Origin of the sequence: Paraburkholderia sp. RAU2J, assembly GCF_003634845.1 — a bacterium.
GTDB lineage: Bacteria > Pseudomonadota > Gammaproteobacteria > Burkholderiales > Burkholderiaceae > Paraburkholderia > Paraburkholderia fynbosensis.
This window is the reverse complement of the sequence record NZ_RBXG01000001.1, coordinates 3,285,556-3,311,722: the sequence shown is the minus strand read 5'-3', so window position 1 is coordinate 3,311,722 and position 26,167 is coordinate 3,285,556. Positions and strand designations below refer to the sequence as shown.

Below are 26,167 nucleotides of genomic sequence, written 5' to 3'. Positions count from 1 at the left end.
CGCGGCTGCACGCGGCCGTCGCTGCGGCCGCGCATCCTCACATCGGCTCAGAACGTCTCGTGATGCTCATTGCGGCCAATATCCGCATGAACCATCATGTGGCACAACTGTTCGAGCGTGGTCTGCGGCTGCCAGCCGAGCGTCTCGCGTGCCTTGTCCGCGCTGCCGATCAGCAAGTCCACCTCGGCCGGGCGATAGAACCTAGGATTCACGCGCACCAGCGTCTTGCCGGTCGCGACATCGATACCGGTCTCGCGCTCGTCCTTACCTGACCACTCGATCTGATAACCCGCAGCGGTGAACGCCATGCGCACGAAATCGCGAACCGTCTCGGTGCGGCCGGTGGCGAGCACGAAGGTGTCCGGCGTGTCGGCCTGCAGCATGCGCCACATCCCTTCGACGTATTCGAGCGCGAAGCCCCAGTCGCGCTGTGCGCCCAGATTGCCGAGTTCCAGCACGTCCGCTTTGCCGAGCTTGATCTTCGCGACCGTGTCGGTGATCTTGCGCGTGACGAATTCGCGGCCGCGCAGCGGCGATTCGTGATTGAACAGAATCCCGCTGCTGGCAAACAGGTTGTACGACTCGCGATAGTTGATGGTCGACCAGTGCGCGAACAGCTTGGCGACGCCATACGGGCTGCGCGGATAGAAGGGCGTGCTCTCGCGCTGCGGAACCGCCTGCACGAGGCCGAACATCTCGGACGTCGACGCCTGGTAGAAGCGCGTCTTCGGGCTCAGAATGCGCAGGCCTTCGAGCAGATTCAGTGCGCCGACGCCGGTCACTTCGGCGGTGGTCACGGGCTGATCGAACGAAACGCCGACGAAGCTCTGCGCGGCGAGGTTGTAGAGCTCGTCGGCCTGCGCGCCTTCGAGCAGGCGCAGCGTCGAGCCGAGGTCGGTCAGATCGTGCTCGACCAGACGCAGATTCGGATGATCGAGCACGCCGAGCTCGCGCATGCGCCAGAAATTGACCGAGCTGGTGCGCCGGTACGTGCCGGTCACGTGATAGCCCTTTTCGAGCAGCAGTTTGGTCAGATAGGCGCCGTCCTGTCCGGACACGCCGGTGATGATCGCTTTGCGTGGTTGGCTGTGTGGTTGGCTCATGGCTTGCCTTCGATATTGGTAAAAGAAAAAAGGAAGAAGCGTTCGCACCCGCCAGGGCGCATTTCATCGGCACACTCGGAAGCGCATTTCAGAAGCACGATTCACCTAGGTCATGAAGCGGACCTCGCGAAGCACGCTTGAAAAAAACGCTTCAGAGCGTGCCGTCCAGCTGCCGCCGCACCAGCGGGTCGACGACCTGATAATCCCGTTCGGCCTTGAGCCGGTAGAGCCCCGGTTTCGGATGCGCGCCGTCCGACATCAGCGTCTTCCAGTCGGGCAGACTGCTGACGTAAGCGAACTGGTCGACGAGCGGCACCTGCTGTTCGGCGGCCACGCGGCGCGTCATCGCGACCATCACGGCGAGCCGTGCGTTGAGCCGGTTGTCGGGCATCGGGTTCGACGTTTGCAGAACCGGCTCTTTGCCAAGCGCCCGGGCGGTTTTCACGAGCTCCGTTTCAGCCGCGTAAAACTGCTCGGGCGTCTGGTTCTGCATCACTTCGTTGATGCCGTAGTTGATCAACACGATCTGCGCGGGCGAGGCCGCGAGGCGTTCGCGCCATGGCAGACCCGCGCTCGGGCCGGCGCGGCGGTTGCCGGTGCCGTCGCGCAGTTGCGTGGCCATCGCGCCGCCTACGCCGAAATTCGTGACGCGCACGCGATCGCCGTGATGCGCGCTCAGGTCTTCCTGCAGATAGGACACGGCGTTTTGCGGCTGTGGGCCACAGTGGCCGTCGTTGCAGGTGATGCCGAGCGTGGTCGAGTCGCCGTAGGCGTCGATCTGGACTTGCTGCTGTTGCGTTTGCGGCAGCGGCTTTTGCGCCGCATTGCTACGGGCTGCGCAGGTCTCGGGCGCGAATGCGAGTGTCATTGCCAGCATCGCCAGCGAGCTGGTCACCGCGGCGGCCCATGCGCGCACAGGCAAGCCAACACGTGCACTCGACATCGGCGCCGCGACCCTCAGGCCCGCGGCAAGTTCTCCACGGCGTCTCATGCGCGGCTTTGCGGCGCAGTGCCCGCTCGCGCGACACTGCCGCCGGACGGTGCATGCGTCTGCGCCTGAGCCGGCGCATGGCCAGGTACATGAGCTGACACCTGCGCCTGATTCTTGCCGCGCGCACCGAAAATCAACCGCTTCTCGAACGCGAACCACGTGATGCTCGCGTAGGCGAGCGTGATCGCGAGCGCACAGCCAGCGCTCAGATAACGGTTCAGATGTAGCGGCCACAGCACGTACAGCACGCTCAGGTGAATCAGGTAAATCGTGTAGCTGATGGTGCCGATATAGACCAGCACGGGATTGCACAGCAGCCGTTTGACGATGCCCTTGCTTTGCAGGGCGATGACCACGACGGAAGTACAAAGCACCAACGAAACGCTGTAGAGCCCGGCATTGGACAGCGGCGTATTGGCCGCGCGAAACCGCGGAAAGTGCAGATGCAGCCACGCCAGCACGGCGAGCGCGGCGAAGAAACCGAGCACCGCGAGCCACTTGAACGGCTCGAGCGCCTGGCGGTTGCGCCGCACCGCCACCGCGAGCAGCGCACCAGTCGCGAGCAGGTCCATGCGGAACGGCGTCAGGTAATAGATGGGCCAGAACGAGTCGAACCAGGGCGTGGCCACGGCGCGCAGCACCGGCACCAGCACGATCAGCGCGGCCGCCACGTAGCCGAGCAGACGCTCGGGCACGAGCAGGATCACGAACGGCCAGACGATATAGAACTGCTCTTCGACCGCGAGCGACCACAGCACGTTGAGACTGTCGTGACCGCTCTGATTGAGCGCGTCGCCGATATTGGTCGCGAAAAACGCATACCAGTACCAGTGCTGCGCCCACGCGAGGCCGAACAGCAGCGACGACACCACCATCAGCAGCAGATACGGCGGCAGGATGCGCCGCGCGCGGCGTGCGTAGAAGTAGCGGAAATAGGATTGCCCGCGGTCCTTGCGATCGAGCAGGATGCCGCTGATCAGAAAGCCGCTCAGGACAAAAAACAGATCGACGCCCATCCACAGCGGCGCTTTCAATGCGTGCTGCGCGAACACCGCGAGCACGGCGATGGCGCGCAAACCGTCGAGCTGCACGATGCGGGAATGGGAGGGCGCGAGGGGCAATGCGCTGGCAGTCATGAACCGTCCATGGTGTGAAGCGGATGGGCCGGACGAAGCGTCACGCGAGATTCCACACGGGGCAGGCGCGCTCGCATCGGTCGCAACGGAAGTGCAATCGATTCTAGGGAAAAGAAAATCGCGAAAAAACGGGAATGAATTGGATAAATGAATCAGATTGCAACAGGGTGTTTCGTTATTCATTTCCGCGGCATTTATATGCTTGTCTCGTGAGCCGTGCAGCGAACGGGAAATATGTAATAAATGCAGCGAGCGCGCCCTGGCATCGGTAAGGATGGGAAAAACCACGCCGTGCGATGCGGTCTGGTCACGCGTCCCGTTTTAATCGATTTTTAAATCGCTTTCTTTCACGATGCTTAAAGCGTCGAATATTTTTGAATTATTTTCGATTTTCGTCGCGGTGTTTTTTCCGCGTAATGTGGCCAGGGCGGTGACCCATGCGGGCAGGCGTGCGCACTGGCCTGTCCAGGACGGTGCGTGGGCCGTCGCCCGGGTGGCCGGTCCGGCCATCGTCTGAATGTCGCCTGAATGAATGCCGCATCAGCGCGCTGCCTTGCAGCCGTCCTTCCTGCATGAATCGCTCGCACGTTCCTGTGTGGTTTTCGGCGGCCCGGCCCGTCACATCACTGACTTTTGTATCGTCGCGCGGGCTCGTGCCCGAGCGCGGCGTTGACTGGAGGACCTACCTTGCCCCGTTTCACGTTCAAAAGCTGGTTCGCCGTATTGGCATGCGCCGCCGCACTGGCCGCAGGATCGGTCACTGTCGCGGCGCGCGCGGAGACCGCGTTGAACGCGAAAACGTCATGGATCGGCAACAGCTTCGGCTTCGGCGACGGCACGTGGGCGCAGATCGACATCACCGCGATCGCGGTCGCGCCCGACGGCAAGGTGTACACGAACGCGCCATGGGACGAGAGCGGCGCCGAAGCAAGCGTCTATCAGAACGGCAAGATGCTCGGCTTCGCGGGCGGCACACATGGGTGGGGCAATGGCGGCGGCAACGCGGTCGCGGTGAATCGCAAGTACGCGTTCGTGGCGATCGCGGTCGGCAACGAAAAGGGTCATCTGGTCGAGCAGGGCGTGTGGCCCGAGAAGGGCAAGCAATGGTTCGGCATTTCGCGCCGGCAGATCGCCGATCCGAAACGCGCCGCACCGTTCCAGCCCGCCGCGAAAACCGCCGACCCGCACGCGCAACTCGCGGCCGGTTTCCTGAAGATGAACGAAGTGCCGACCGGCACGAGCGCCGAAGTCGGCGGTCTCGCGGCGAACGACACCACGCTCTACGCGGCGAATACCGCGCGCGATCGCATCGAGGTGTACGACGCCGAATCGATGCAGAAGAAGGCCGCGTGGGACGTGCACGAACCGGGCCGCCTCGCGCTCGCGCCCGACGGCACGCTGTGGGTGCTGAGCGGCACGCGCGGCGAACGCGCGCGCATCGAGCATTACACGGCCACTGGTCAGCGCATCGAAGAAAACTTCACGCTGCCCGCCGACACGGTCGCGGTCGATCTCGCCGTCGACGCGCAAGGCCGCATCCTGATCGCCGACAACGGTCCGCGCCAGCAGGTGCTGTTCTTCACGAAGAGCAACGGTCGCTATGCGGAGTCGGGCGCGCTCGGCGAGAAAGGCGGCATTTTCAGCGGCGTGGCCGGCAAGCCGGGCCCGCGCCGTTTCAATGGACTCACTGGCGTCGGCGTGGATGCGCGCGGCAACGTCTACGTATCGACCAACGGCATCGGTCCGCGCTACGCGCCGATCGGCGCGGGCCTCGGCGCGACGCTCGAAAGCTATGCGCCCGACGGCAAGCAGAACTGGCAGGTGCAGGGGCTGTTGTTCGTCGATGGTGCGTGGATCGATCCGTCGCGGCCGGACAGCGTCTACACCGGCAACAAGCGCTTCGAACTCGATCTGTCGAAGCCCGCCGGGCAGGACTGGAAATACGTAGGGTTCCTGTCCAACCGTTTCAGGTATCCCGACGATCCGGTCTTCCACACGGATCAATACCCGGGCCTGCCGATCGCCCGCAAGCTCAAGGGCCGCACCTTCCTCTATCTGACGGACATGTATGCGGATCATCTGAAGATCTATCGCTTCGATCCGCAACATGACGGCGAAACCGCGATTCCTTCGGGCTTCATCGCGGGCCGCGAACGCGCGGTCGCGAAGGTGCCGAACGCCCCACCGGGCGGCGACTGGATCTGGCGCGACACGAACGGCGACGGCCGCTTCGATGGCGACGAATTCACGCTCAATACGACGGGCACGAAGCTCGCGGGCGGCTGGGGCTGGTGGGTCGACACCAATGGCGACATCTGGCGCACGCGCGACACCAAGGGCATCTACCGCTTCCGTTTCGGCGGTCTGGATGCGAAGGGTAATCCGCTCTACTCGTATTCGAATCTCACGCAATACCCGGTGCCGCAGCCGTTCACCGAACTGCGCCGCGCGATCTACGACCCTGCCAGCGACACGATGTACGTGAGCGGCTACACGCCCGCCACGCCAGTCGATCGCGGCTTCTGGAAAGAGGTGGGGCGCGTGCTGGTGCGCTACGACAAATGGTCGAGCGGCAATCCGGTGCAGCGCTACGCGATCACGCTGCCGTGGCAGACGCAGAGCAAACCCATCGCGACGATTATCGGCCTGACGGTCGAGGGGCAATACATCTTCGGCGTCGAGCCGGTCGGCGCGGTGCATGTGTGGGACAAGGACAGTGGCCGCGAACTCGGCGTGATCCGGCCGGGCGCGGAAGTCGGGCGCGCGTCGGGCTGGGTGGACGTGCCCAACGGCATCAGCGCGGCAAAGCGGGCCAACGGCGAGTACCTGATATTCGTCGAGGAAGACGCGCGCGGCAAGGTGCTGATGTACCGCTGGAAACCGTGACCACAAACGCAACGACAAACGCACCCACAAACGCACCCACAAACGCAAACGCAGTCAACCCAGGGCATCCGATGGACAAAGGCATTCTCAGGAACGTAACGATCAATTTCGTCGGGCTGGTGCTGCCGACCTTCGTCTCGCTCGTCACCGTGCCGTCGTATATCAAGCTGCTCGGCGTCGAGCGCTACGGCGTGATCAGTCTCGTGTGGACGTTGATCGGCTACTTCGGGATTCTCGATCTCGGCATGAGCATGGCCGCGCAGAACCACATCTCGAAGGCGCGCGCATCCGGCGACAAGGACGAAAGCGTGCGGGTGTTCTGGAGCGCGACGTGGCTCAATCTCGCGACCGGGGTGATCGGCGGATTGATCATCTACTTCGGCGCGTTTCTCTACACCGCGTATTTCACCAAGGTGTCACCCGAGCTGCAGCACGAGGTCTATATGGCGCTGCCGTGGCTCGCGGTGGCGATTCCGATTGCCAACGTGTCATGGGTATTCGCCGGTGCGATCAACGGCGCAGAACGCTTTGGCGTCTACAACACCAACCAGACCATCGGCACGTTCCTGTTCCAGCTGCTGCCGCTCGGCGCCGCGTGGTGGCTCGGCGCGACGTTGCAGAACGTGCTCGCCGCGGCGGTGTTCGCGCGGATTCTCGCGGCGCTTCTGCTGGGCCGCTCCGCGCTGAAGGTGCTCGACATCCGCAGCGTTCTGCCGCCGCAATTCGGTGTGGCCAAGGGGCTGTTCAATTTCGGCGGCTGGATGCTGATTGCCAGCGTCACCACGATGATCGCCGACTCGCTCGATCGCGTGATGCTCGGCTCCCGTCTCGGCGCGCGTTTCGTGACGTATTACACGGTGCCGCAGAATCTCGTGACGCGGCTGAACATCGTGCCGACCGCGCTGGTGCGTACGCTGTTTCCGCGTTTGTCCGCCGTCGGCCGCGCCGATGCCGACACCATCACGCAGCAGTCGCTCGAATTTCTCAATGGCGTGTTCACGCCGGTCGCACTGGTCGCGATGCTGGTGCTCGAACCGTTCCTGCATCTATGGGTCGGCAATGAGATCGCCACCGTCGCCGCGCCGGTGGGCCGCATCATGATCGTCGCCGTGTGGCTGGTCGGACAGGCGAATGTCACGCGGATCCTGATCCAGTCGCAGGTCAGTCCGGCTACGGCCGCACGCGTCGGTCTCGTCGAATTGCCCCTGTTTGCAGGGGCTTTGTGGCTCGGCATCACGCATTTCGGGCTAACCGGCGCGGCGGTGGCCGTAGCCGGCCGCGCGCTGTTCGACTATGCGGTGCTGCTGCATTTCTCGGCGATTCGCGCGCGCCAGATCGCGCTCGACATGCTGGCTCACCTCGCTTTCCTGCTCGCGAGCCTGTGGCTCGCGAGCTTCCTGCCGGGTCTCGCGCTGGCGCTCGCCGCCGGTGCATTGATGGTCGGCGCGAATCTCGCCTGGTCGATCACGATGACCCCCGCCTTGCGCAATCTTGCGCGTTCACTGCTGTTGCGACTGAATCCGAGGAAAAGCGCATGAACCAGGACATCCTTGAAGAAGCCGTGCTGCGACCCGCGAAGCGCAGCGCGCTCGCCGAACTCACCGGCGTGCCCGGCGTGCAGGCCACGCCGCGCCGCGCCGCGATCCGCGCCGATAAAACGGTGCGCATCGCGATCGTGCATGACTGGCTCGTCACCTATGCGGGCGCGGAGAAAGTGCTCGAGCAGATCGTCGCGTGCTTTCCGGACGCGGACCTGTTCAGTCTCGTCGACTTTCTCGACGACCGCAGCTTTCTGCGCGGCAAGTCGGTCACGACGTCGTTCATCCAGAAGCTGCCGCTCGCACGCAGCAAGTACCGCTCGTATTTGCCGCTGATGCCGCTCGCGATCGAGCAGCTCGACGTGTCGGCGTACGACGTGGTGATCTCCAGCAGCCATGCGGTCGCCAAGGGCATTCTGACCGGCCCCGACCAGGTGCATATCAGCTACGTGCATTCGCCGATCCGCTACGCGTGGGATCTGCAGCATCAATACCTGCAGCAGTCGAAACTGACCAACGGTCCGAAGTCGGCGCTCGCGCGGCTGATCCTGCATTACATCCGCAACTGGGATATCCGCACATCGAACTCGGTGGACGGCTTCGTCGCGAACTCGGAGTTCATCGCGCGGCGCATCAGGAAGGTCTATCAGCGCGAGGCGCAGGTGATCTTTCCGCCGGTCGACGTCGAAGCCTTTTCGTTGTGCACGGAAAAGGAAGACTTCTACCTGACCGCATCGCGGATGGTGCCGTACAAGAAGATCGATCTGATCGTCGAGGCATTCGCGCGCATGCCCGAGCGCAAGCTGGTCGTGATCGGCGACGGTCCCGACATGCAGAAGATCCGCGCGAAGGCGGGGCCAAACGTCGAGATCATGGGCTACCAGCCGTTCAAGGTGCTCAAGGACCGGATGAGCCGCGCGAAGGCCTTCGTGTTCGCCGCCGAGGAAGACTTCGGCATTTCGGTGGTCGAAGCGCAGGCGTGCGGCACACCGGTGATTGCCTACGGCAAGGGCGGGGCGCTCGAAACCGTGCGCGATCTGTCGGAGCCGCGGCCCACCGGCATGTTCTTCGATGAGCAGGATGCCGAATCGATCATCGCCGCGGTCGAGCGTTTCGATACGCACATCAAGCGTTTTTCGCCGATGGATTGCCGCGCCAACGCCGAACAGTTTTCCGCCGCGCATTTCCGCGAACGTTTCTTCGCGCATGTGCGCGCGGCGGTACCGGCCTTGCGCAGCGCGCAACAGCCGGCTTACGTCCCCTACAAGGCGGACGCCGCCGCGAGCGCGCCGCGCATCCTCGCCGTCGATCAAAGCGGCGTGCTCGGCGGCGCCGAGCTTTCGCTGCTGGAAATCGTCAAGGCGCTGCGCTCGCGCATCGAGGTCGTGCTGTTCGACGACGGCCCGTTCCGCACGGCGCTCGACCAGGCGGGCGTGACAGTCGACGTGCTCGATGCCGGTGCGCTGCGGCATGTGAAGAAGCAGGGCGGTTCGTTGCCGAAGGGTGCGGCGCTCAAGGGCCTGCTGTCGCTCGTGCGCGCCACCGCGAAACGCGCGCGCAAGGCGGACGTGATCTACGCGAACACGCAGCGCGCGATGGTGATCGGCGCGATCGCCGGCAAGCTCGCGAAACGGCCGGTGGTCTGGCACCTGCGCGACATCGTGAGTCCCGAGCATTTCGGCGGCAAGCAACTCGCGATCATCAAATGGTGCGCGCGGTTCGGCCTCACGCACGTGATCGCCAACTCGGCGGCGTCGGCGCAGGCGTTCGCGAAGCTCACGCAGTTCGACGGCAAACATATCGACGTGGTCTTCAACGGTATTTCCGCCGAGCCGTTCGACGCGTTGCGCGCGGTGCCGCAAGCGGCGCTGCGCGAGCGGCTGAACCTGCCGCGCGACGCGTTCCTCGTGGGCTCGTTCAGCCGCCTCGCGCGCTGGAAAGGGCAGCACGTGCTGCTCGAAGCGATGGTGCTCAATCCGCAGATGCACGCGGTGCTGGTCGGCGCGCCGCTCTTCGGCGAGGACCAGTACGAGAGCGAATTGCATGCGTTCGTCGCCGCGCACGATCTGCGCGACCGGGTGCATTTCCTCGGCTTCCAGCACGACATTCCGGCCTGCATGTGCGCGGTCGACGCGGTCGTCCATACGTCGATCACGCCCGAGCCGTTTGGCCGCGTGATCGTCGAGGGCATGCTCGCGCAGCGGCCGGTGGTGGCGGCCCGCGCGGGCGGCGTGCTGGAGATCATCGACGACTACGAGAACGGCGTGATGTGCACGCCCGGCGATGCGCACGGTCTGGCCGACACGCTCGCGGAATTGCGCTCGAATGACGACCTGCGCAACAAGCTGGTCCGAAACGGCTACCAGACGGCGCTGAGCCGCTTCGGCACCGCGACCTATGTCGATGGTGTCGCGCGGATTCTGAAGCGCGTGGCGGGGCGTTAAATAGGTCACGGCGGCCTGGGAGGATCGATCCCTCAGGCCGCCGCTGTCGATGCGGGTTCAGGCAGGTTCGATGCGCTGCGGCGCGCACAGATTTGACGCGGGGGTAGGCAGGGACTCGGCCGGTTCCTGTCGTTGGCGTAGCGGAGCGAAAGTCAGCAGCTTTCGCTCCGTTTTTTTTATCGCTGTTTTGCGGTGCCGTGACTTATTGCTGCGGCTTCACGGCCGTCGGCTTGAAGCTGGCCGACCACTTCATGGCGGGCAGTTCGACCAGCCGGTAGAACACGTAGGCGGCCGGCACCGCCACGAGCATATAGCCGAACGACGGCCAGATCGACATCTGCAACGCCGAGCGGAACAGCAGCGACGACAGCAACACGAAAATCGGCAGATGGATCAGGTACAGCGAAAAGCTGAAATCGCCGAACCGGGACAGCAGCCGCGTGCCGAAGCTTGCGCGTGGCGGCCCGTTGCGGCGGTCCAGCGCCTTGTACAGATAGAACGCGAAGCCGAGCGCCCACAACTGGAACGCACCGTACTGGCCGAAATGGAACGCCGCGCAGCCGAGCGCGATAAAGCCCGCAGCCAGCGCATAGAGCCATGCCGACGAGCGGGCTTGCGGTGCGCTGCGAACCTTGGCGTCGGCGATCCACGCGCCGAGCGTCCACGAGAACCAGTACGACGTGAAGAACTGGAGGTCATGGCGTTCGAGCACATAGGCCGAGACCACGTTGACCACGGCGACGAGCGCCAGCACCGGCGTCATGCCGATGCGCCGGCGCAGTGCGAACAGCAGCGGATAGATCGCGTAGAACTGCACCTCGAGCGACAGCGTCCACAGTGCGCCGTTCGATCCGTAGGTCTTGCCGGCCACGCCTTGCAGCGAGAACAGGTTGACGAGAAACGCCTGCAGGCCGATCTCGCGGATCTTGTGGCTGACAGGCGGCAGTTGCAGGCTGAACCAGTCGAGCGCGAAGGTCAGCACCAGCGCCGCGAGCAGCACCGGATAGATGCGCGCGAAACGGCGTACCCAGAAATTGGCCGCGTCGAGCCGGTAAGCGGGATTGGCCGCAAGGCGCAGCGCGCCGCCGCGATGAATGCAATAGCCGCTGATCACGAAGAAAATCGGCACACCCGCCGAGCCCCACGCGATCGGGAACGTCAGATAGGCGGCGATCGCGCTCAAGCTGAACGAATGGCCGACGCTCTGATGAAACGCCTGCATGCCGACCCATGCGACCTGGCGGCAATGAAAATACGCGACCAGCAACGCGGCGAAGCCGCGCATCGCGTCGATCACGTGTTCTTTGCCGGCGCTGTCGGCGCGCGCGTCGGCCGACGCACGCGAGGCGGCGCTGGCCGCACGAGCAGGGCTAGAGGGGGAAAGGGGCAGGGATGAGCCGGCGGCATCCAGTGCTGAGTCGCTCATGCGCGGTCCTTATTCTGAATCTGAACGGGAAAAAGCGGAGTGCCGGGCGCCGTACGCGCCCGCAATGGATCACATGCTAGAGCACCGCGGCCGCAAAAAATCGATAAAAAATTGTCGGCCTTATTGAATGAATGGCTATTTTGTGACGAATTGTAATTGAGCATAAGCAGATGCGGCGGCGAATTATTTACCGCTTTTGTCGTGCTAATTTAAAGCACGGATTTTCCTGACCAGAGGTGAAGTCATGAACCTGCATTTACTCGCCGGCATTGCCGTGCTGCTGATCCTCGTCGCCGCGTCTGCTTACCGCGAGGCCTTGCGCAACGAGCCGATCCGCCGTTACCGGATGAATCCGGGCAAGCTGCCCCCCGTCGACGAAAACGAATGAGGTGGAACGACGATCGATGAAACGCGTGTGACAATGCCGCGCTTCACTGCCATGCCCCACGGATGGCCGGGCGGTTCGATACGTAAAATTTTCGGAGCCGCCGGAAATAATTCATTTGATATATGTAATTATTTCCTGACGCTTATCGCGCTTCGGCATATTGAAAGCGAATCGATTTATTTTGTTGATTGGATAAAAATCGCACGTGAAACGCGTGGGTTTTTTTGCTAGTCTTTCCGGCGACATCGATTCGCCGCCAGGTCCGCGAACACACCAACTTCTAACCGATATGGGAATGCCTACCATGCTGAAAGTCACCAAAGCCGTGTTTCCCGTAGCGGGCCTCGGGACACGATTCCTGCCGGCTACCAAAGCAAGTCCTAAGGAAATGCTGCCGATCGTGGACAAGCCGCTGATCCAGTACGCGGTCGAGGAAGCGATTGCCGCCGGCATCACCGAGATGATCTTCGTGACGGGCCGCAGCAAGCGCGCGATCGAAGATCACTTCGACAAGTCCTATGAGATCGAAGCCGAACTCGAAGCACGCAACAAGCAGAAGCTGCTCGACCTCGTGCGCAGCATCAAGCCGGCCAACGTCGACTGCTTCTACGTGCGCCAGGCCGAAGCGCTCGGTCTGGGTCACGCGGTGCTGTGCGCCGAAAAACTGGTGGGCGAGAGCCCGTTCGCCGTGATTCTGGCCGACGACCTGCTGCACAGCTCGAAGCCGGTGATGAGCCAGCTTGTCGACACCTTCAATCACTATCACAGCTCGGTGATCGGCGTCGAAACCATTGCACGTGAAGACAGCCGTTCGTATGGCGTGGTCGACGGCCGTGAGTGGGAAGACAACGTGATCAAGCTGTCGGGCATCGTCGAAAAGCCGGCGCCGGACGTTGCACCGTCGAATCTCGGCGTGGTGGGCCGCTACGTGCTGATGCCGACCATCTTCAAGCATATCCGCGCGTTGAAGCCGGGTGCGGGCGGCGAACTGCAACTGACCGACGCGGTGCAGTCGCTGCTGACGGAAGAGCAGGTACTCGCGTATCGCTATTTCGGCACGCGTTTCGATTGCGGCAGCAAGCTCGGCTATCTGAAGGCGACGGTGGAATTCGCGCTGCGCCACCCGGAAGTGAAGGCCGATTTCGAAGCGTATCTGCAGGCGTATATGCAGAACAACCAGCCGGCGGGCGTGCCGGCGCAGTACACGGCGGAAGCGGCCTGAGTCGTTCAGCGGTTGGCTTGATGCGCTGCTGAACCGTGCGGGTTACATGCCATCGCGCTGAGCGCAAGCGCCGCATGAAAGCTCTGCGCCAATAAAAAACGGGCGCCGCATCGCGCGGCGCCCGTTGTCGTTTCAGCCGCTTCGCCCGACACTGAAAGCGAAGCGGCCAGGCCACGACAGCCTTACCCCTGCTGCTTCACTTCCAGCCGGAACTTGTGCAGCAACGGTTCCGTATAACCGCTCGGCTGCTGGCGTCCTTCGAACACCAGCGCTTGGGCGGCCTTGAACGCGATCGTGTCGAAGCCCGGCGCCATCGGCTGGTAATGCGGGTCGCCGGCGTTCTGTTCGTCGACCACCTTCGCCATGCGCCGGAACGTCTCTTCGACCAGCTCGCGCTTCACCACGCCGTGATGCAGCCAGTTGGCGATGTGCTGGCTCGAAATCCGCAGCGTCGCGCGGTCTTCCATGAGGCCGACGTCGTGAATGTCCGGCACCTTCGAGCAGCCCACGCCCTGGTCGATCCAGCGCACCACGTAGCCGAGAATGCCTTGCGCGTTGTTGTCGATCTCGCTGCGAATCTCGTCGTCGCTCCACTTCGCGGATTCGACCACCGGAATCGTCAGCAGGCCGTCGAGCAGTTCGTCGCGCACCATCGCGTAGTCGGTGCGCTCCAGCTGCTGCTGAACCGCCTGCACGTCGATCTGGTGATAGTGCAGCGCGTGCAGCGTCGCGGCGGTCGGCGAGGGCACCCATGCGGTGTTCGCACCGGCCTTCGGATGCGCGATCTTCTGTTCGAGCATCGCGTGCATCAGGTCGGGCATCGCCCACATGCCCTTGCCGATCTGCGAGCGGCCGCGCAGGCCCGCGCTCAACCCGGCCAGCACGTTACTGCGCTCATATGCGGCGATCCACGTGCTCGACTTCATATCGCCCTTGCGCATCATCGGGCCGGCTTCCATGGCCGAGTGCATCTCGTCGCCGGTGCGATCGAGAAAGCCCGTGTTGATGAACGCAACCCGCTCCGACGCTTCGGCGATACAGGCGAGCAGGTTCACGCTGGTGCGGCGCTCCTCGTCCATGATGCCCATCTTGATCGTGTTGCGCGGCAATTGCAGCAGGTCTTCGACGCGCGCGAACAGCTCGCTCGCGAACGCGACTTCGGCCGGGCCGTGCATCTTCGGCTTGACGATGTAGATCGAGCCGGTGCGCGAATTCAGCTTGTGCTTGCGGTCGTGCAGCGCGCACAGCGTCGTGATCACCGCGTCGAGAATGCCTTCCGGAATTTCGTGGCCGTCCTTCGTCAGCACCGCCGGATTGGTCATCAAATGGCCGACGTTGCGGATGAACAGCAGCGAGCGGCCATGCAGCACGACCGGCGCGGTGCCATTCGCGGCGACGTACACGCGATCTTCGTTCAGACGCCGCGTGAAGGTCTTGCCGTTCTTCGTGACCTCTTCGGTCAGATCGCCGGTCATCAGGCCGAGCCAGTTGCGATAGAGCTGCACCTTGTCGTCCGCATCCACGGCCGCGACCGAGTCTTCGCAATCGATGATCGTGCTCACCGCCGCTTCGACCACGACATCCTTCACATGGGCCGCATCGGTCTTGCCGATCGAATCGTTGGCGTCGATCTGGATGTCGAAGTGCAGGCCGTTGTGCTTGAGCAGCACGGAGGACGGCGCGCTTTCATCGCCCTGATAGCCGATGAACTGCGCGGGCTTCGCGAGCTCGCTCGTGCCATTCTTCAACGTGACGACCAGCTTGCCGTTTTCGACGTGATAGCGCGTCGCGTCGGCATGCGAGCCGTTCGCGAGCGGGGCGGCCTGATCGAGAAACTTGCGCGCATACGCGATCACCGCGGCGCCGCGCACCGGATTGAAGGCCTGCTGCTTTTGCGCGCCATTGGTCTCGGGGATCGCATCGGTGCCGTACAGCGCGTCGTACAGGCTGCCCCAGCGCGCATTCGCCGCGTTCAGCGCATAGCGCTGATTCGACAGCGGCACGACGAGTTGGGGGCCGGCCTGTTCGGCGATTTCCGTGTCCACCTGGTCGGTCGTGGCTTGGACGCGCGAAGGTGCCGGCACGATATAGCCGATGCCTTCGAGGAACGCGCGATACGCGCGCAGATCGCGCACCGGACCCGGATTCGCGCGATGCCAGCTATCGAGTTCGGTTTGCAGGCGGTCGCGCTCGGCGAGCAGCGCCCGATTTTTGGGCGCCAGTTCGTGCACGAGGGCGTCGAAACCCGACCAGAATGCGGCGCTGTCGATTCCGGTGCCGGGCAGGGCTTCGGTTTCGACGAACTGGTCAAGGTTGGCGGCGACCTGCAGTCCGCCGCGCGGGTTCATCTGAGTCATCGACTGCTCCATCTGTCTGAATGGGACCGATGAGGGGGGCATCGGTCCGCGTGATTGCCAGTTATTGCCAGAGTGATGCCACGGGGTACTTCAATTCGATCGAGGCGGGCGCGCCGTTGCCGACGCCTTCACGCTTCAGGCCGCGAGGGCCGCGATACCCGCCTTGGCGACCTGCACGTCCTGATCCGACTTGACGCCGGACACGCCGACCGCGCCGACCACCTGGCCGTCGACGATCACCGGCACGCCGCCTTCCAGCGTGCCTTGCAGCGGCGCGCTCAGGAATGCGGTGCGGCCATTGTTGATCATGTCTTCGTAGACCTTGGTCTCACGACGGCCGAGCGCCGCGGTGCGCGCTTTTTCCGTCGCGATGTACGAGCTGGCCGGCGCACCGCCGTCGAGCCGCAGCATTCCGAGCGGATGACCGCCGTCGTCGACCACCACGATCGCGACGGCCCATTTGTTCTTCTCGGCTTCCGTACGCGCGGCTTCGAGGATGCGGGTCGTTTCGGCAACGGTCAACACGGGTTTGCTCAGCATAATGAATTTCCTGTCTCGGTGATGGTAAGGATGCTTCTACAAGTTCTATCCGGTGATGCAGGGCGGGTGCGTCGCAGCGTCGGGGATGCTTCGGGCCGCCGATGTCGGCCGTGCTCCGTGATTGATCGAATGCGCGGCCGCCGGGCTGCCGGGCGAGCGCCATGCTTGGGGGATTCTACGTCCAAGCGGGGCTGGGCGAAACGGCAGCGGCACGCGGCCGGTTTCCAACGGCGCATCGAGCGCGGCGGGAGGCACGATCGAATCGCCGAAATCAAACGGCATCGACCCTCGCGCAGCAGGGTGTCAAAACGCGCCGCTGCAGGCGGGCTTCGTCCGCCTGTGACAGCATTTTGTCGGCATCGCCGGGGCGACCACGCCCATCAATCCGCCAACGTGTGCGCGAAGCCAGGGCGCATCGAACTGCAAACACAGCGGCTCTCGCACCTCACACACCGACTGGAAGCCCGCGAGCAAGGGGCTTTACAATCGAGCCTTGTGCACAGACCCGTGCGCACTACATGAACACGACACGCCCCCCACACCATGCCTACAATCAGCGAACTGTTTGTCTATCCGGTCAAATCGTGCGCGGGAATTGCGCTGCGCGAAGCGCGCCTCTTCGCGACTGGCCTCGAATACGATCGAGGCTGGATGGTCGCCGATCCGGAAGGCGCGATGTTCACGCAGCGCGCGTATCCGCGCATGGCGCTCATCAGGACCGAACTCGATGCAGAGGAACTGGTGCTGCGCGCGCCCGGCATGAGCGAGCTGCGCACGCCGCTGGATGCCGCGCGGCTCGACGCGTCGCGCAAAGTAGAGACGAAGGTCTGGCGCGACGCCGCCTACGGCATCGACACCGGCGCAGCGAGCGCGGCCTGGCTCTCCGAGTTTCTCGGCATGCCGGCGCGGCTCCTGCGCTTCGATCTCGAGCGCGAGCGCACGGTCGACCCCGACTACACGGACAGCACCGGCGGCGCCACGACGCTGTTTGCCGACGGTTTTCCGCTGCTGGTGATCGGCCAGGCTTCGCTCGACGATCTGAACACGCGTCTTACCCGCAAAGGCGCGCCGGCGGTGCCGATTGACCGCTTCCGTCCGAATCTCGTGCTCACGGGGCTCGACGCATACGAAGAGGACTATGTGGAAACGCTGAGCATCGTGAGCGCTACCGATGCCGAGCCGCCCGTGCAATTGCACTTGGTCAAGCCGTGCGCACGCTGCCCGATACCGACCATCGACCAGGCGAAGGGCGCGCCCGACCCCGACTGGCCAAACGAACCGAGCGATACGATGAGCGTCTACCGGGCCCGGCCGCAGCGAGACGGTGCGATCACGTTCGGCAACAACGCGCTGGTCGCGAGCGGAGCCGGCGCGTGGCTGCGGGTCGGGCAAACGGTCGAAGCGGAACTGGCCTTCGGCGATTGATTCGCGCGCTTTCCGACCAGGCTGCTGCGGCAACGGCGATACCCACGGCGTCACCGCAGAGCACGTCGGCCCGCTTCAATCACCGGTTCGTCTGAAACGCTTCGTCAACGCCGCGAGTATCACGTGCATCGGCGCCGGTTTGACGAAGTGATGATTGAAACCCGAGCGCAGCGACTCGTTCTTTTCCTCCGTCTGTTCGAGACCGCTGACGGCGACCAGTGTCGGCGCCGGCGTGTCGGCCACGTAGCGGATACGCCGCGCCACCGCACGGCCGTCGAGCCGGGGCATCTCGACGTCGAGCAGCGCGGCCTGCGGATGCCACGCGCAATACTCGGCGAGCGCGTCGAGGCCGTTGCGCGCGGTGCGGATGTCGAAGCCATGCGCACTGAAATAGAGCGCGTAGGCGGCGAGCAGATCCGCGTCGTCGTCGGCGATCAGCAGTCGGGCGCTATGGCGAAGGGGCATCCGGCTTCTCCTGGTGGGTATCAGCTAGTAAGCAATTTGAAGTCCCGCTAGAGTCCGGCGTCGCCATTTCTGTTTTCAGGCCACCTACGCAAGGGATGCCGGAAGCGCCGGTCCATGAATGATTTACCGTTCGGGACCGGCCTCGACGCCGGCCTCGCGCGCGACATCGAGGCGGTCCAACGCATCGACGCCGTGCCGTCCATCCTGCGCCTGATCTGAAAGCACACCGGTACGGGCTTTGCGGTCGTGGCCCGGATCACAGAACACACTTGACTGCCTGCGCGGTTCGGGACGAAGTGAACTTCGGACTCCCCGCCGGCGGCCAGCTCGATCTGCACACCACGCTGTGCATCGAATCGCGCGCTGCGCGCGCGTCGATCGTGATCGACGATTTCGACAACGATCCTGTCTATCGCGGCCATCGCACGGCGCGAATCTACAAGCTTGGCAGCTATATTTCCGTGTCGATCATTCTTCCCGATGGCGTCACCAGCCGCCGTTCGTCGGCGCCGCCCGCCCATTGCACGACGGCAGCGGGAGGTGCCCGGTCCGATCACGCACCGCGTTTCGCCCGCCGTGCTGAAAAAGCACCGCGCGCACCGTGCGCGTGCCCGGCTCCCGCACGCGCAAGGTGCTGCGTCGCACCATCCATGTGCCTCTGCGCATCAAAACGCGCCGCGCACCGCGCTCGCCGCCGCTCCCTTCGATACGCCGCCGAGCCCCGCGCGACGGCCTTTCCCGACGCATTGCTCGCGATTGGCACGGGCTTTGCGTTAAGCGTCGTCATCGGATCAACGACGATCCGGCGCGAGTGCAAATACAAAGCATTCGCCTGCAGGACAGATCAGGACAACGGCGTCCCCCGGATTCAGTCATCGACTGGGTTCGCGGGACGCCGTTTTTATTTTCGCCATTGCTTCGCCCGATGCAGACGGCGACGCCCGACGCTCAGCATATTGAGGACACCGCGCTCATGAAAATCATCGTTATCGGTCACGGGATGGTCGGCCACAAACTGGTCGAGAGCCTCGCGCAAGATGCCGCGCACGGTCTCGACATCACGGTGCTGTGCGAGGAATCGCGGCCGGCCTACGATCGCGTGCACCTGTCCGAATTCTTCGCGGGCAAGAGCGCGGACGACCTGTCGCTCGTCGCACCGGGGTTCTTCGAGCGCCAGAACGTGATGCTCAAGCTGAACGCGAAGGCCGTGGCGGTCGATCGCGATGCGCGCACCGTCACGGTGTCGACCGGCGAGACACTGCCGTACGACAAGCTCGTGTTCGCCACGGGCTCCTATCCGTTCGTGCCGCCGGTGCCTGGCCGCGAGCGTGCCGATTGCTTCGTGTACCGAACTATCGACGACCTCGAAGCGATGCAGGAATGCGGTGCGCGTTCGAAAATCGGCACGGTGGTCGGCGGCGGCCTGCTGGGTCTCGAATGCGCGAAGGCGCTGCGCGACATGGGCCTGCAAACGCACGTGGTCGAATTCGCCCCGCGCCTGATGGCCGTACAGGTGGACGAGGGCGGCGGCCGCGTGTTGCGCACCAGAATCGAAGCACTCGGCGTGACGGTCCACACGCAGAAGAACACCTCGGTGATCGTGGACGGCGAAACGGGCACGCACCGCATGCAGTTCGCCGACGGCAGCCATCTCGACACCGACATGATCGTGTTCTCCGCAGGCATCCGTGCGCGCGACGACCTCGCGCGCGAATGCGGTCTGACGCTCGGCGCGCGCGGCGGCATCGTGATCGACAACGCGTGCCGCACCAGCGACCCGCACATCTATGCGATCGGCGAATGCGCGCTGTGGAACGGCCAGTTGTTCGGCCTCGTCGCGCCGGGCTACGACATGGCGCGCACGGTCGCGAAGCAATTGCTCGCGGCTTGTGCCGAATCCGCAGCCGAACCCACCGCCGAATTCGCCGGCGCCGACATGAGCACCAAGCTCAAGCTGATGGGCGTCGACGTCGCGAGCATCGGTGACGCACATGGCAATACGCCAGGCAGCCGCTCCTACCAGTTCAGCGACGAACGCAAGCAGATCTACAAGAAGCTCGTGGTGTCCGAATGCGGCAAGTATTTGCTGGGCGGGGTGATGGTCGGCGACGCGAGCGAATACGGCACGTTGCTGCAGATGATGTTGAACCGTATCGAACTGCCGCAAGCGCCTGAATTCCTGATCCTGCCGCAAGCGGACGGCAACGCGAAGCCCGCGCTCGGCGTCGAGGCCTTGCCCGCCGCCGCGCAAATCTGCTCATGCAACAACGTCTCGAAGGGCGAGCTGTGCGCGGCCGTTGGCGCGGGCGCTACCGACATCGGCGCGCTCAAATGCGCGACCGGCGCGGGCACCTCGTGCGGCGGCTGCGTGCCGCTCGTCACGCAGGTGATGAAGGCCGAGATGAAGAAGCAGGGGCTCGCGGTCAACAACCACGTCTGCGAGCACTTCGCGTATTCGCGCCAGGAGCTGTATCACATCGTGCGTGTCGAGGGCGTGCGCAGCTTCGGCGAACTGCTCGCGAAGCACGGTCATGGCCTCGGCTGCGATATCTGCAAGCCGGTGGTGGCGAGCATTCTCGCGTCGTGCTGGAACGATTTCGTGCTGAAGAAAGAACACGCGTCGCTGCAGGACACCAACGACTACTACCTCGCCAACATCCAACGCGACGGCACGTACTCGGTCGTGCCGCGCATGGCGGGCGGTGAAGTGACGCCGGACGGTCTGATCGCGGTCGGCCAGATCGCGAAAAAATACGGCCTCTACACGAAGATCACCGGCGGCCAGCGGGTCGATCTGTTCGGCGCGCGCGTCGAGCAACTGCCGCTCATCTGGGAAGAACTGATCGCGGCGGGCTTCGAATCGGGCCACGCGTACGGCAAGTCACTGCGAACGGTGAAGTCGTGCGTCGGTTCGACGTGGTGCCGCTATGGCGTCGGCGATTCGGTGGGCCTCGCGGTCGAACTCGAGAACCGCTACAAGGGCCTGCGCACGCCGCACAAGATCAAGTTCGGCGTATCGGGCTGCACGCGTGAATGCGCGGAAGCGCAGGGCAAGGACGTCGGCGTCATCGCCACCGAGAAGGGCTGGAACCTCTACGTGTGCGGCAACGGCGGCATGAAACCGCGTCATGCCGAGCTGCTCGCGTCGGACCTCGACAAGGACACGCTGATCCGCTACATCGACCGCTTCCTGATGTTCTACGTGCGCACCGCCGACCGTTTGCAACGCACCAGCGTGTGGCGCGATAACCTCGAAGGCGGCCTGGCCTATCTGATCGACGTGGTAATCAACGATCGCCTGGAAGTGGCCGCGGAACTCGAAGCGGAGATGCGCCACGTGATCGACACCTACGAGTGCGAATGGAAGAAGGCCGTCACCGATCCCGCCACGCGCAAGCGCTTCCGTCATTTCGTCAACAGCGGCGAGCCCGACAGCAACGTGCGCTTCGTCGAGGAGCGCGGGCAGATCCGCCCGGCGACGCCCGTCGAGCGGCAAACGGCGCTGACGGCGCTGGCGGCGATTCCCGTGGTCGTCGAGACCGTCTGATTGATTGCAGCACCACTCATTGCTCACCTAGCGAGGACTTCCACCATGAACAACGATCGCGTACCACGCCCCTGGACCGCCATCTGCCCGCTCGACGACATCGTGCCCAATACGGGCGTGTGCGCGCTGGTCAACGGCGAACAGGTGGCGGTTTTCCACGTGGACGACGGCACCGCCAACGCGGTGTACGCGATCGGGAACTTCGATCCGGGCTCGCAGGCGGCGGTGCTCTCGCGCGGACTGATCGGCAGCCTCGGCGAGCGCGTCGTGGTCGCCTCGCCGATCTACAAGCATCACTTCGATCTGCGCACGGGCGAATGCCTGGAGACTCCGTCGTATTCCGTCGGTGCGTTCGCTACCCGCGTGCAAGACGGTCACGTGTGGGTCGCTGTTTAAGCCATTGAATTTCCGGAAACACCTTCTTTGAACGATGTCGCCCGCCATGTCCTCCACTAGCGTAAAAACTGTTTGCCCCTACTGCGGCGTTGGCTGCGGGATGGTGCTGCACGTCGAGGGCGGCCAGGTCGTGAAGATCTCCGGCGACAAGGAGCATCCGTCGAACTTCGGACGGTTATGCACGAAGGGGCAGTCCGCGCATGTCGCATTGCGCAAGTCCGGCCGTCTGGAAAGCGCGTTCGTTCGTCATGCTCGCGATGAAGACCCGGTGCCGCTGCCGATGGCTCAGGCGATCAGCACCACCGCCGCGCGTTTGCGGGGCCTGCTCGACGAACACGGACCCGACGCGTTGTCGTTCTACGTGTCCGGTCAGATGTCGATGGAGGCGCAGTACCTCGTCAACAAGCTCGCGAAGGGCTTCGTCGGCACCAATAACATCGAATCGAATTCGCGCCTGTGCATGGCGAGCGCGGGCAGCGGCTACAAGCTCTCGCTGGGCGCGGACGGCCCGCCGGGCTCGTACGAGGACATCGACCACGCGGACCTGTTCTTCGTGATCGGCGCGAATATGGCCGACTGTCATCCGATTCTGTTCCTGCGCATGATGGACCGCGTGAAGGCCGGCGCGAAACTGATCGTGGTCGACCCGCGCCGCAACGCGACCGCGGAGAAGGCCGATCTGTTCATGCCGATCAAACCCGGCACCGACCTCGCGCTGCTCAACGGCCTGTTGCATCTGCTGCACGAAAACGGCCAGACGGATGTCGCTTTCATCGCCGAGGCCACCGAAGGCTGGGACGCACTGCCCGCGTTTCTCGCGGACTACACGCCCGAGCGGGTGGCCGGCATCACGGGCCTCGCCGCCGACGACATCCGCCGCGCCGCCCAGATGATCGGCACCGCGAAGGAATGGATCAGTTGCTGGACCATGGGCCTGAATCAAAGCACGCACGGCACGTGGCACACCAACGCGATCTGCAACCTGCATCTGGCGACCGGCAAGATCTGCCGGCGCGGCAGCGGGCCGTTTTCGCTGACGGGCCAGCCGAACGCGATGGGCGGCCGCGAAATGGGCTACATGGGGCCGGGTTTGCCGGGCCAGCGTTCGGTGTTGGTCGACGCGGACCGCGCGTTCATCGAAGACCTGTGGGGCATTGCGCCCGGCACGCTGAAGACCGAAGTCGGCAACGGCACGATCGACCTGTTCGCGCGCATGGCCGCGGGCGACATCAAGGCGTGCTGGATCATCTGCACGAATCCGGTGGCGAGCGTCGCGAACCGTCAGAACGCCATCGCCGGTTTGCGCGCGGCGGAACTCGTGATCGCGCAGGACGCGTTCCTCGACACCGAGACCAACCGCTACGCCGACGTGCTGTTGCCCGGCGCGCTGTGGGCCGAAGCCGAAGGCGTGATGATCAACTCCGAGCGCAACCTCACGCTGATGCAAAAGGGCATCGAGCCGCCCGGCGCCGCGTTGCCCGACTGGCAGATCATCGCGCGCGTCGCGTGTGAAATGGGCTTTGCCGACGCGTTCAGCTACGCGAGCGCCGACGAGGTGTTCGCCGAGATCACGCGTGCGTCGAATCAGAAAACCGGTTACGACCTGCGCGGTGCGAGCCATCGCCGTCTGAAGGAAACGCCGCTGCAATGGCCGCTGGCGTCCGCCAGTTCGGCCGATCGCAATCCGGTTCGCTACCTCAACGACGGCGTGAGCCAGACGCTGAAGGAGCTGCCCGATGGCAGCCGTCCGCGGCTTGTTTTTCCGACCGAAAGCGGCAAAGCAATGTTTTTCGCCCGCCCGTATGCGGCCCCGGCCGAATTGCCCGAGCGCGAATTCCCGATCGTGCTGAACACGGGCCGCCTGCAGCATCAGTGGCACACGATGACCAAGACCGGCAAGGTCGCGATGCTCAACAAGCTGAACCCGGCGCCGTTCGTCGAGATTCATCCCGAAGACGCCGCCGCGCTCGGCATCAAGGCGAAGGACCCGGTCGAGATCCGCTCACGCCGTGGCCGCGCGGTGCTGCCCGCGGTCGTCACCGAACGCGTGAGCGCGGGCAACTGCTTCGCGCCGATGCACTGGAACGACGTATTCGGCGACGACCTGTGCATCAACACGGTGACGAGCGACGCGATCGATCCGGTTTCCCAGCAGCCCGAACTGAAGTTCTGCGCGGTCGCGCTGAGTCCGGTGACGCTCGATGCCGTCGAGCCGGCCGCGCAAGACCATGACGAAGTACCCGCCGATGAGGTTGCCGTTGCCGCCAGCATCAAGGATCAGGACATGCCCCGTATCGATGCACTCACCAGCCTTCTGCAATTGCCGCCGACGTCCGCGCCGTCGCTGAGCGACGCCGAGCGCGCCTATCTGGCCGGCTTCGTGAGCGGCCTGCGTGTGGCCGAAGCGCAGGGGATCGACAGCGTGCCGGTTCTGCCGCGCAGCGCGCCGTTCGAAACGGCCAACCGCCTTCACGTGGACGGAATGCTGGCCGGTCTCTACAGTCGCAGCGCAGTGGCGCCCGCAGCCTCGGCCCCACTCACATTCGCACTCACGTCCGCGCAAACGGATACCGCCTCGGCGCAGGCATCCGGGGTGCGGATCGTGCGCGTGCGTCCCAAGGTGACCTTGCTGTGGGCCTCGCAAACCGGCAACACCGAATCGCTGACCGAGCGCTATGCGACGCGTCTGATGGAGTCGCGCTTCGAAATCCGCACCGCGTGCATGGCGGACTATCCGGTCTCGGCGCTTGCCAAAGCGCAGTACGTGTTGCTGATGACGAGCACGTTCGGCGACGGCGATCCGCCCGATAACGCGCAAAGCTTCTGGACGCAATTGAGCGCCGACGACGCGCCGCGTCTGGACGGCATGCGCTTCGCGGTGCTCGCGCTCGGCGACCGCAACTACGATCAGTTCTGCGGACACGGCCGCCGTCTCGACGAACGCCTGGCCGCGCAAGGCGCGCTTCGTCTGATGGACCGCTTGGATTGCGACGGCGAGTATCAGCAGAGCGCCGATGAGTGGCTCGAACGCATCATCGTGCGCATCAACGAAGAAGACGCGGCGCTGCATGCGGTGCCGCCGGGCGGCATGATCAACGCGGTGGTGCCCGGCGCGGTGCCGACCAAAGCGCGTCCGGCCGCGTCGCGGCTCGTCAGCAATCTGCGCCTGAACCGCCAGGGCGCGGCGAAGGACACGCGCTATTTCTCGCTGAATACGGGCGATTCGGGCCTCGAATACGAAGCGGGCGATGTGCTCGGCGTGTGGCCGAGCAACTGCCCGGAACTCGTCGATGAATTGCTCACGCTGAGCGGCCTGAGTGCGGATGCGCCGGTGAACGTGGCGGGCGCGGGCGACATGCGGCTTGCCGATGCGCTCGGCAAGCACTACGAAATCGCGCGGCCGGGAGCGGATGCGCTCGCGTTCATCGCCGCGCGCAGCAGCAACGGCGCGCTGCGCGATCTGCTCGCGCCCGAACGCAAGGCGGAACTGAAGCAATGGTTGTGGGGTCAGCAGCTTGCCGATGTGCTGCACGAATTTCCGGTGAGCCTGTCGGCCGCCGAATTGACCGGCATGCTCAAGCGTTTGCAACCGCGTCTGTATTCGATCGCGTCGAGCCCGAAAGCGCATCCGGGCGAAGTGCATCTGACCGTCTCGGCGGTGCGTTACAACAACGCGCGGCGTCATCGCAAGGGCGTGTCGTCGACCTTTCTCGCGGACCGCGCGAGCGAGACCGACGTGCCCGTATTCGTGCAGAAATCAGCGCATTTTCGCCCGCCCCACAGCGCTGACACGCCGATGATCATGGTCGGCCCGGGCACGGGCATCGCACCGTTTCGCGGCTTTCTGCACGAGCGCCGCGCACGCGGCGACAAGGGCCGCAACTGGTTGTTCTTCGGCGAGCAGCACGCGGCCACCGATTTCTACTATCGCGACGAACTCGAAGCGATGCGCGACAGCGGCGTGCTGACCCGGCTCGACCTCGCGTTCTCGCGCGACCAGGCCGACAAGATCTATGTGCAGGACCGCATGCGCGAGCAAGGTGCGCAACTGTGGGCCTGGCTCGAAGACGGTGCGCATTTCTACGTGTGCGGCGACGCGAACCGGATGGCGCGCGATGTCGATGCGGCGCTCAAGGACGTGATCGCCACGCACGGCGGCATGAGCGACGGGAAGGCGACTGAATACGTGAGCCGTCTCGCGCGCGAAAAGCGCTATGCACGCGACGTGTATTGAGCCTACGCACCCGCTTCGATGCGGGTTCGAACACGCACGCAAGGTTTCAAGGAAGAGTACGCAGGAAAG

The 26,167-nt window shown here is 64.3% G+C and carries 18 protein-coding genes; 10 read left to right on the top strand and 8 right to left on the bottom strand.

What is annotated here, in order from left to right:
* Positions 1-47: 47 nt before the first annotated feature.
* The 4 genes from gmd to B0G69_RS40680 form a co-directional block, all read right to left on the bottom strand.
* A complete protein-coding gene (gene gmd, locus B0G69_RS15075; RefSeq protein WP_121318163.1) occupies positions 48-1,103 on the bottom strand; it encodes a GDP-mannose 4,6-dehydratase in 1,056 nt (351 codons plus the stop codon).
* Positions 1,104-1,254: 151 nt separating this feature from the next.
* On the bottom strand, positions 1,255-2,025 hold the full coding sequence (locus tag B0G69_RS15070) for an SGNH/GDSL hydrolase family protein (RefSeq protein WP_241991371.1): 771 nt from the start codon (positions 2,023-2,025) through the stop codon (positions 1,255-1,257).
* A 65-nt stretch (positions 2,026-2,090) separates the two neighbouring features.
* Positions 2,091-3,230: an acyltransferase gene (locus B0G69_RS15065; protein ID WP_121318161.1), complete on the bottom strand. Its 1,140-nt coding sequence runs from the start codon at positions 3,228-3,230 to the stop codon at positions 2,091-2,093.
* Positions 3,231-3,551: 321 nt separating this feature from the next.
* Positions 3,552-3,740, bottom strand: a complete 189-nt coding sequence (locus B0G69_RS40680) for a hypothetical protein (RefSeq protein ID WP_147440733.1) — start codon at positions 3,738-3,740, stop codon at positions 3,552-3,554.
* 177 nt (positions 3,741-3,917) lie between these two features.
* Here B0G69_RS40680 and B0G69_RS15060 point away from each other — a divergent pair, with 177 nt between their 5' ends.
* The 3 genes from B0G69_RS15060 to B0G69_RS15050 all read left to right on the top strand — a co-directional run bounded on the left by B0G69_RS15060 (position 3,918) and on the right by B0G69_RS15050 (position 10,098).
* Positions 3,918-6,116 (top strand): hypothetical protein, encoded by a 2,199-nt coding sequence (locus B0G69_RS15060; RefSeq protein ID WP_121318159.1) that lies wholly within the window; start codon positions 3,918-3,920, stop codon positions 6,114-6,116.
* A gap of 71 nt (positions 6,117-6,187) precedes the next feature.
* Positions 6,188-7,654, top strand: a complete 1,467-nt coding sequence (locus B0G69_RS15055) for a flippase (protein WP_121318157.1) — start codon at positions 6,188-6,190, stop codon at positions 7,652-7,654.
* A complete protein-coding gene (locus B0G69_RS15050; RefSeq protein WP_121318155.1) occupies positions 7,651-10,098 on the top strand; it encodes a glycosyltransferase family 4 protein in 2,448 nt (815 codons plus the stop codon). The genes B0G69_RS15055 and B0G69_RS15050 overlap by 4 nt, the downstream gene beginning before the upstream one ends.
* A gap of 202 nt (positions 10,099-10,300) precedes the next feature.
* On the opposite strand, the gene B0G69_RS15045 is transcribed toward B0G69_RS15050, so the two are convergent.
* Positions 10,301-11,524 carry an acyltransferase gene (locus B0G69_RS15045; RefSeq protein ID WP_121318153.1) on the bottom strand — a complete coding sequence of 408 codons (1,224 nt, stop codon included), beginning with the start codon at positions 11,522-11,524 and terminating at the stop codon, positions 10,301-10,303.
* Between the two features lie 244 nt (positions 11,525-11,768).
* Between B0G69_RS15045 and B0G69_RS41415 the strand changes: the two genes are divergently transcribed.
* Together B0G69_RS41415 and galU are read left to right on the top strand one after the other, a co-directional pair.
* Positions 11,769-11,912: a hypothetical protein gene (locus B0G69_RS41415; protein WP_175157622.1), complete on the top strand. Its 144-nt coding sequence runs from the start codon at positions 11,769-11,771 to the stop codon at positions 11,910-11,912.
* Between the two features lie 304 nt (positions 11,913-12,216).
* Positions 12,217-13,134: a UTP--glucose-1-phosphate uridylyltransferase GalU gene (galU, locus tag B0G69_RS15040; protein ID WP_121319436.1), complete on the top strand. Its 918-nt coding sequence runs from the start codon at positions 12,217-12,219 to the stop codon at positions 13,132-13,134.
* 182 nt (positions 13,135-13,316) lie between these two features.
* Here galU and B0G69_RS15035 read toward each other — a convergent pair whose 3' ends face one another.
* Together B0G69_RS15035 and B0G69_RS15030 are read right to left on the bottom strand one after the other, a co-directional pair.
* Entirely contained in the window at positions 13,317-15,491 is a 2,175-nt protein-coding gene (locus B0G69_RS15035; RefSeq protein WP_121318151.1) for a malate synthase G, read from the bottom strand.
* Positions 15,492-15,626: 135 nt separating this feature from the next.
* A complete protein-coding gene (locus tag B0G69_RS15030; RefSeq protein WP_121318149.1) occupies positions 15,627-16,031 on the bottom strand; it encodes a heme-binding protein in 405 nt (134 codons plus the stop codon).
* A gap of 543 nt (positions 16,032-16,574) precedes the next feature.
* Here B0G69_RS15030 and B0G69_RS15025 point away from each other — a divergent pair.
* On the top strand, positions 16,575-17,456 hold the full coding sequence (locus B0G69_RS15025; RefSeq protein ID WP_121318147.1) for an MOSC N-terminal beta barrel domain-containing protein: 882 nt from the start codon (positions 16,575-16,577) through the stop codon (positions 17,454-17,456).
* 75 nt (positions 17,457-17,531) lie between these two features.
* Here B0G69_RS15025 and B0G69_RS15020 read toward each other — a convergent pair whose 3' ends face one another.
* Positions 17,532-17,921 carry a response regulator gene (locus B0G69_RS15020; protein ID WP_121318145.1) on the bottom strand — a complete coding sequence of 130 codons (390 nt, stop codon included), beginning with the start codon at positions 17,919-17,921 and terminating at the stop codon, positions 17,532-17,534.
* A gap of 269 nt (positions 17,922-18,190) precedes the next feature.
* On the opposite strand from B0G69_RS15020, the gene B0G69_RS40675 reads away from it, so the two are divergent.
* From B0G69_RS40675 to B0G69_RS15005, 4 genes are read left to right on the top strand one after another with little or no spacing between them, the layout of a single operon-like run.
* Entirely contained in the window at positions 18,191-18,898 is a 708-nt protein-coding gene (locus B0G69_RS40675) for a hypothetical protein (RefSeq protein WP_147440732.1), read from the top strand.
* On the top strand, positions 18,895-21,468 hold the full coding sequence (gene nirB / locus B0G69_RS15015) for a nitrite reductase large subunit NirB (protein WP_121319434.1): 2,574 nt from the start codon (positions 18,895-18,897) through the stop codon (positions 21,466-21,468). Before B0G69_RS40675 ends, nirB begins: the two co-directional genes overlap by 4 nt.
* 45 nt (positions 21,469-21,513) lie before the next feature.
* Positions 21,514-21,864 carry a nitrite reductase small subunit NirD gene (nirD, locus tag B0G69_RS15010; protein WP_121318143.1) on the top strand — a complete coding sequence of 117 codons (351 nt, stop codon included), beginning with the start codon at positions 21,514-21,516 and terminating at the stop codon, positions 21,862-21,864.
* Positions 21,865-21,910: 46 nt separating this feature from the next.
* Positions 21,911-26,098, top strand: a complete 4,188-nt coding sequence (locus tag B0G69_RS15005; protein WP_121319432.1) for a bifunctional nitrate reductase/sulfite reductase flavoprotein subunit alpha — start codon at positions 21,911-21,913, stop codon at positions 26,096-26,098.
* Positions 26,099-26,167 lie beyond the last annotated feature (69 nt).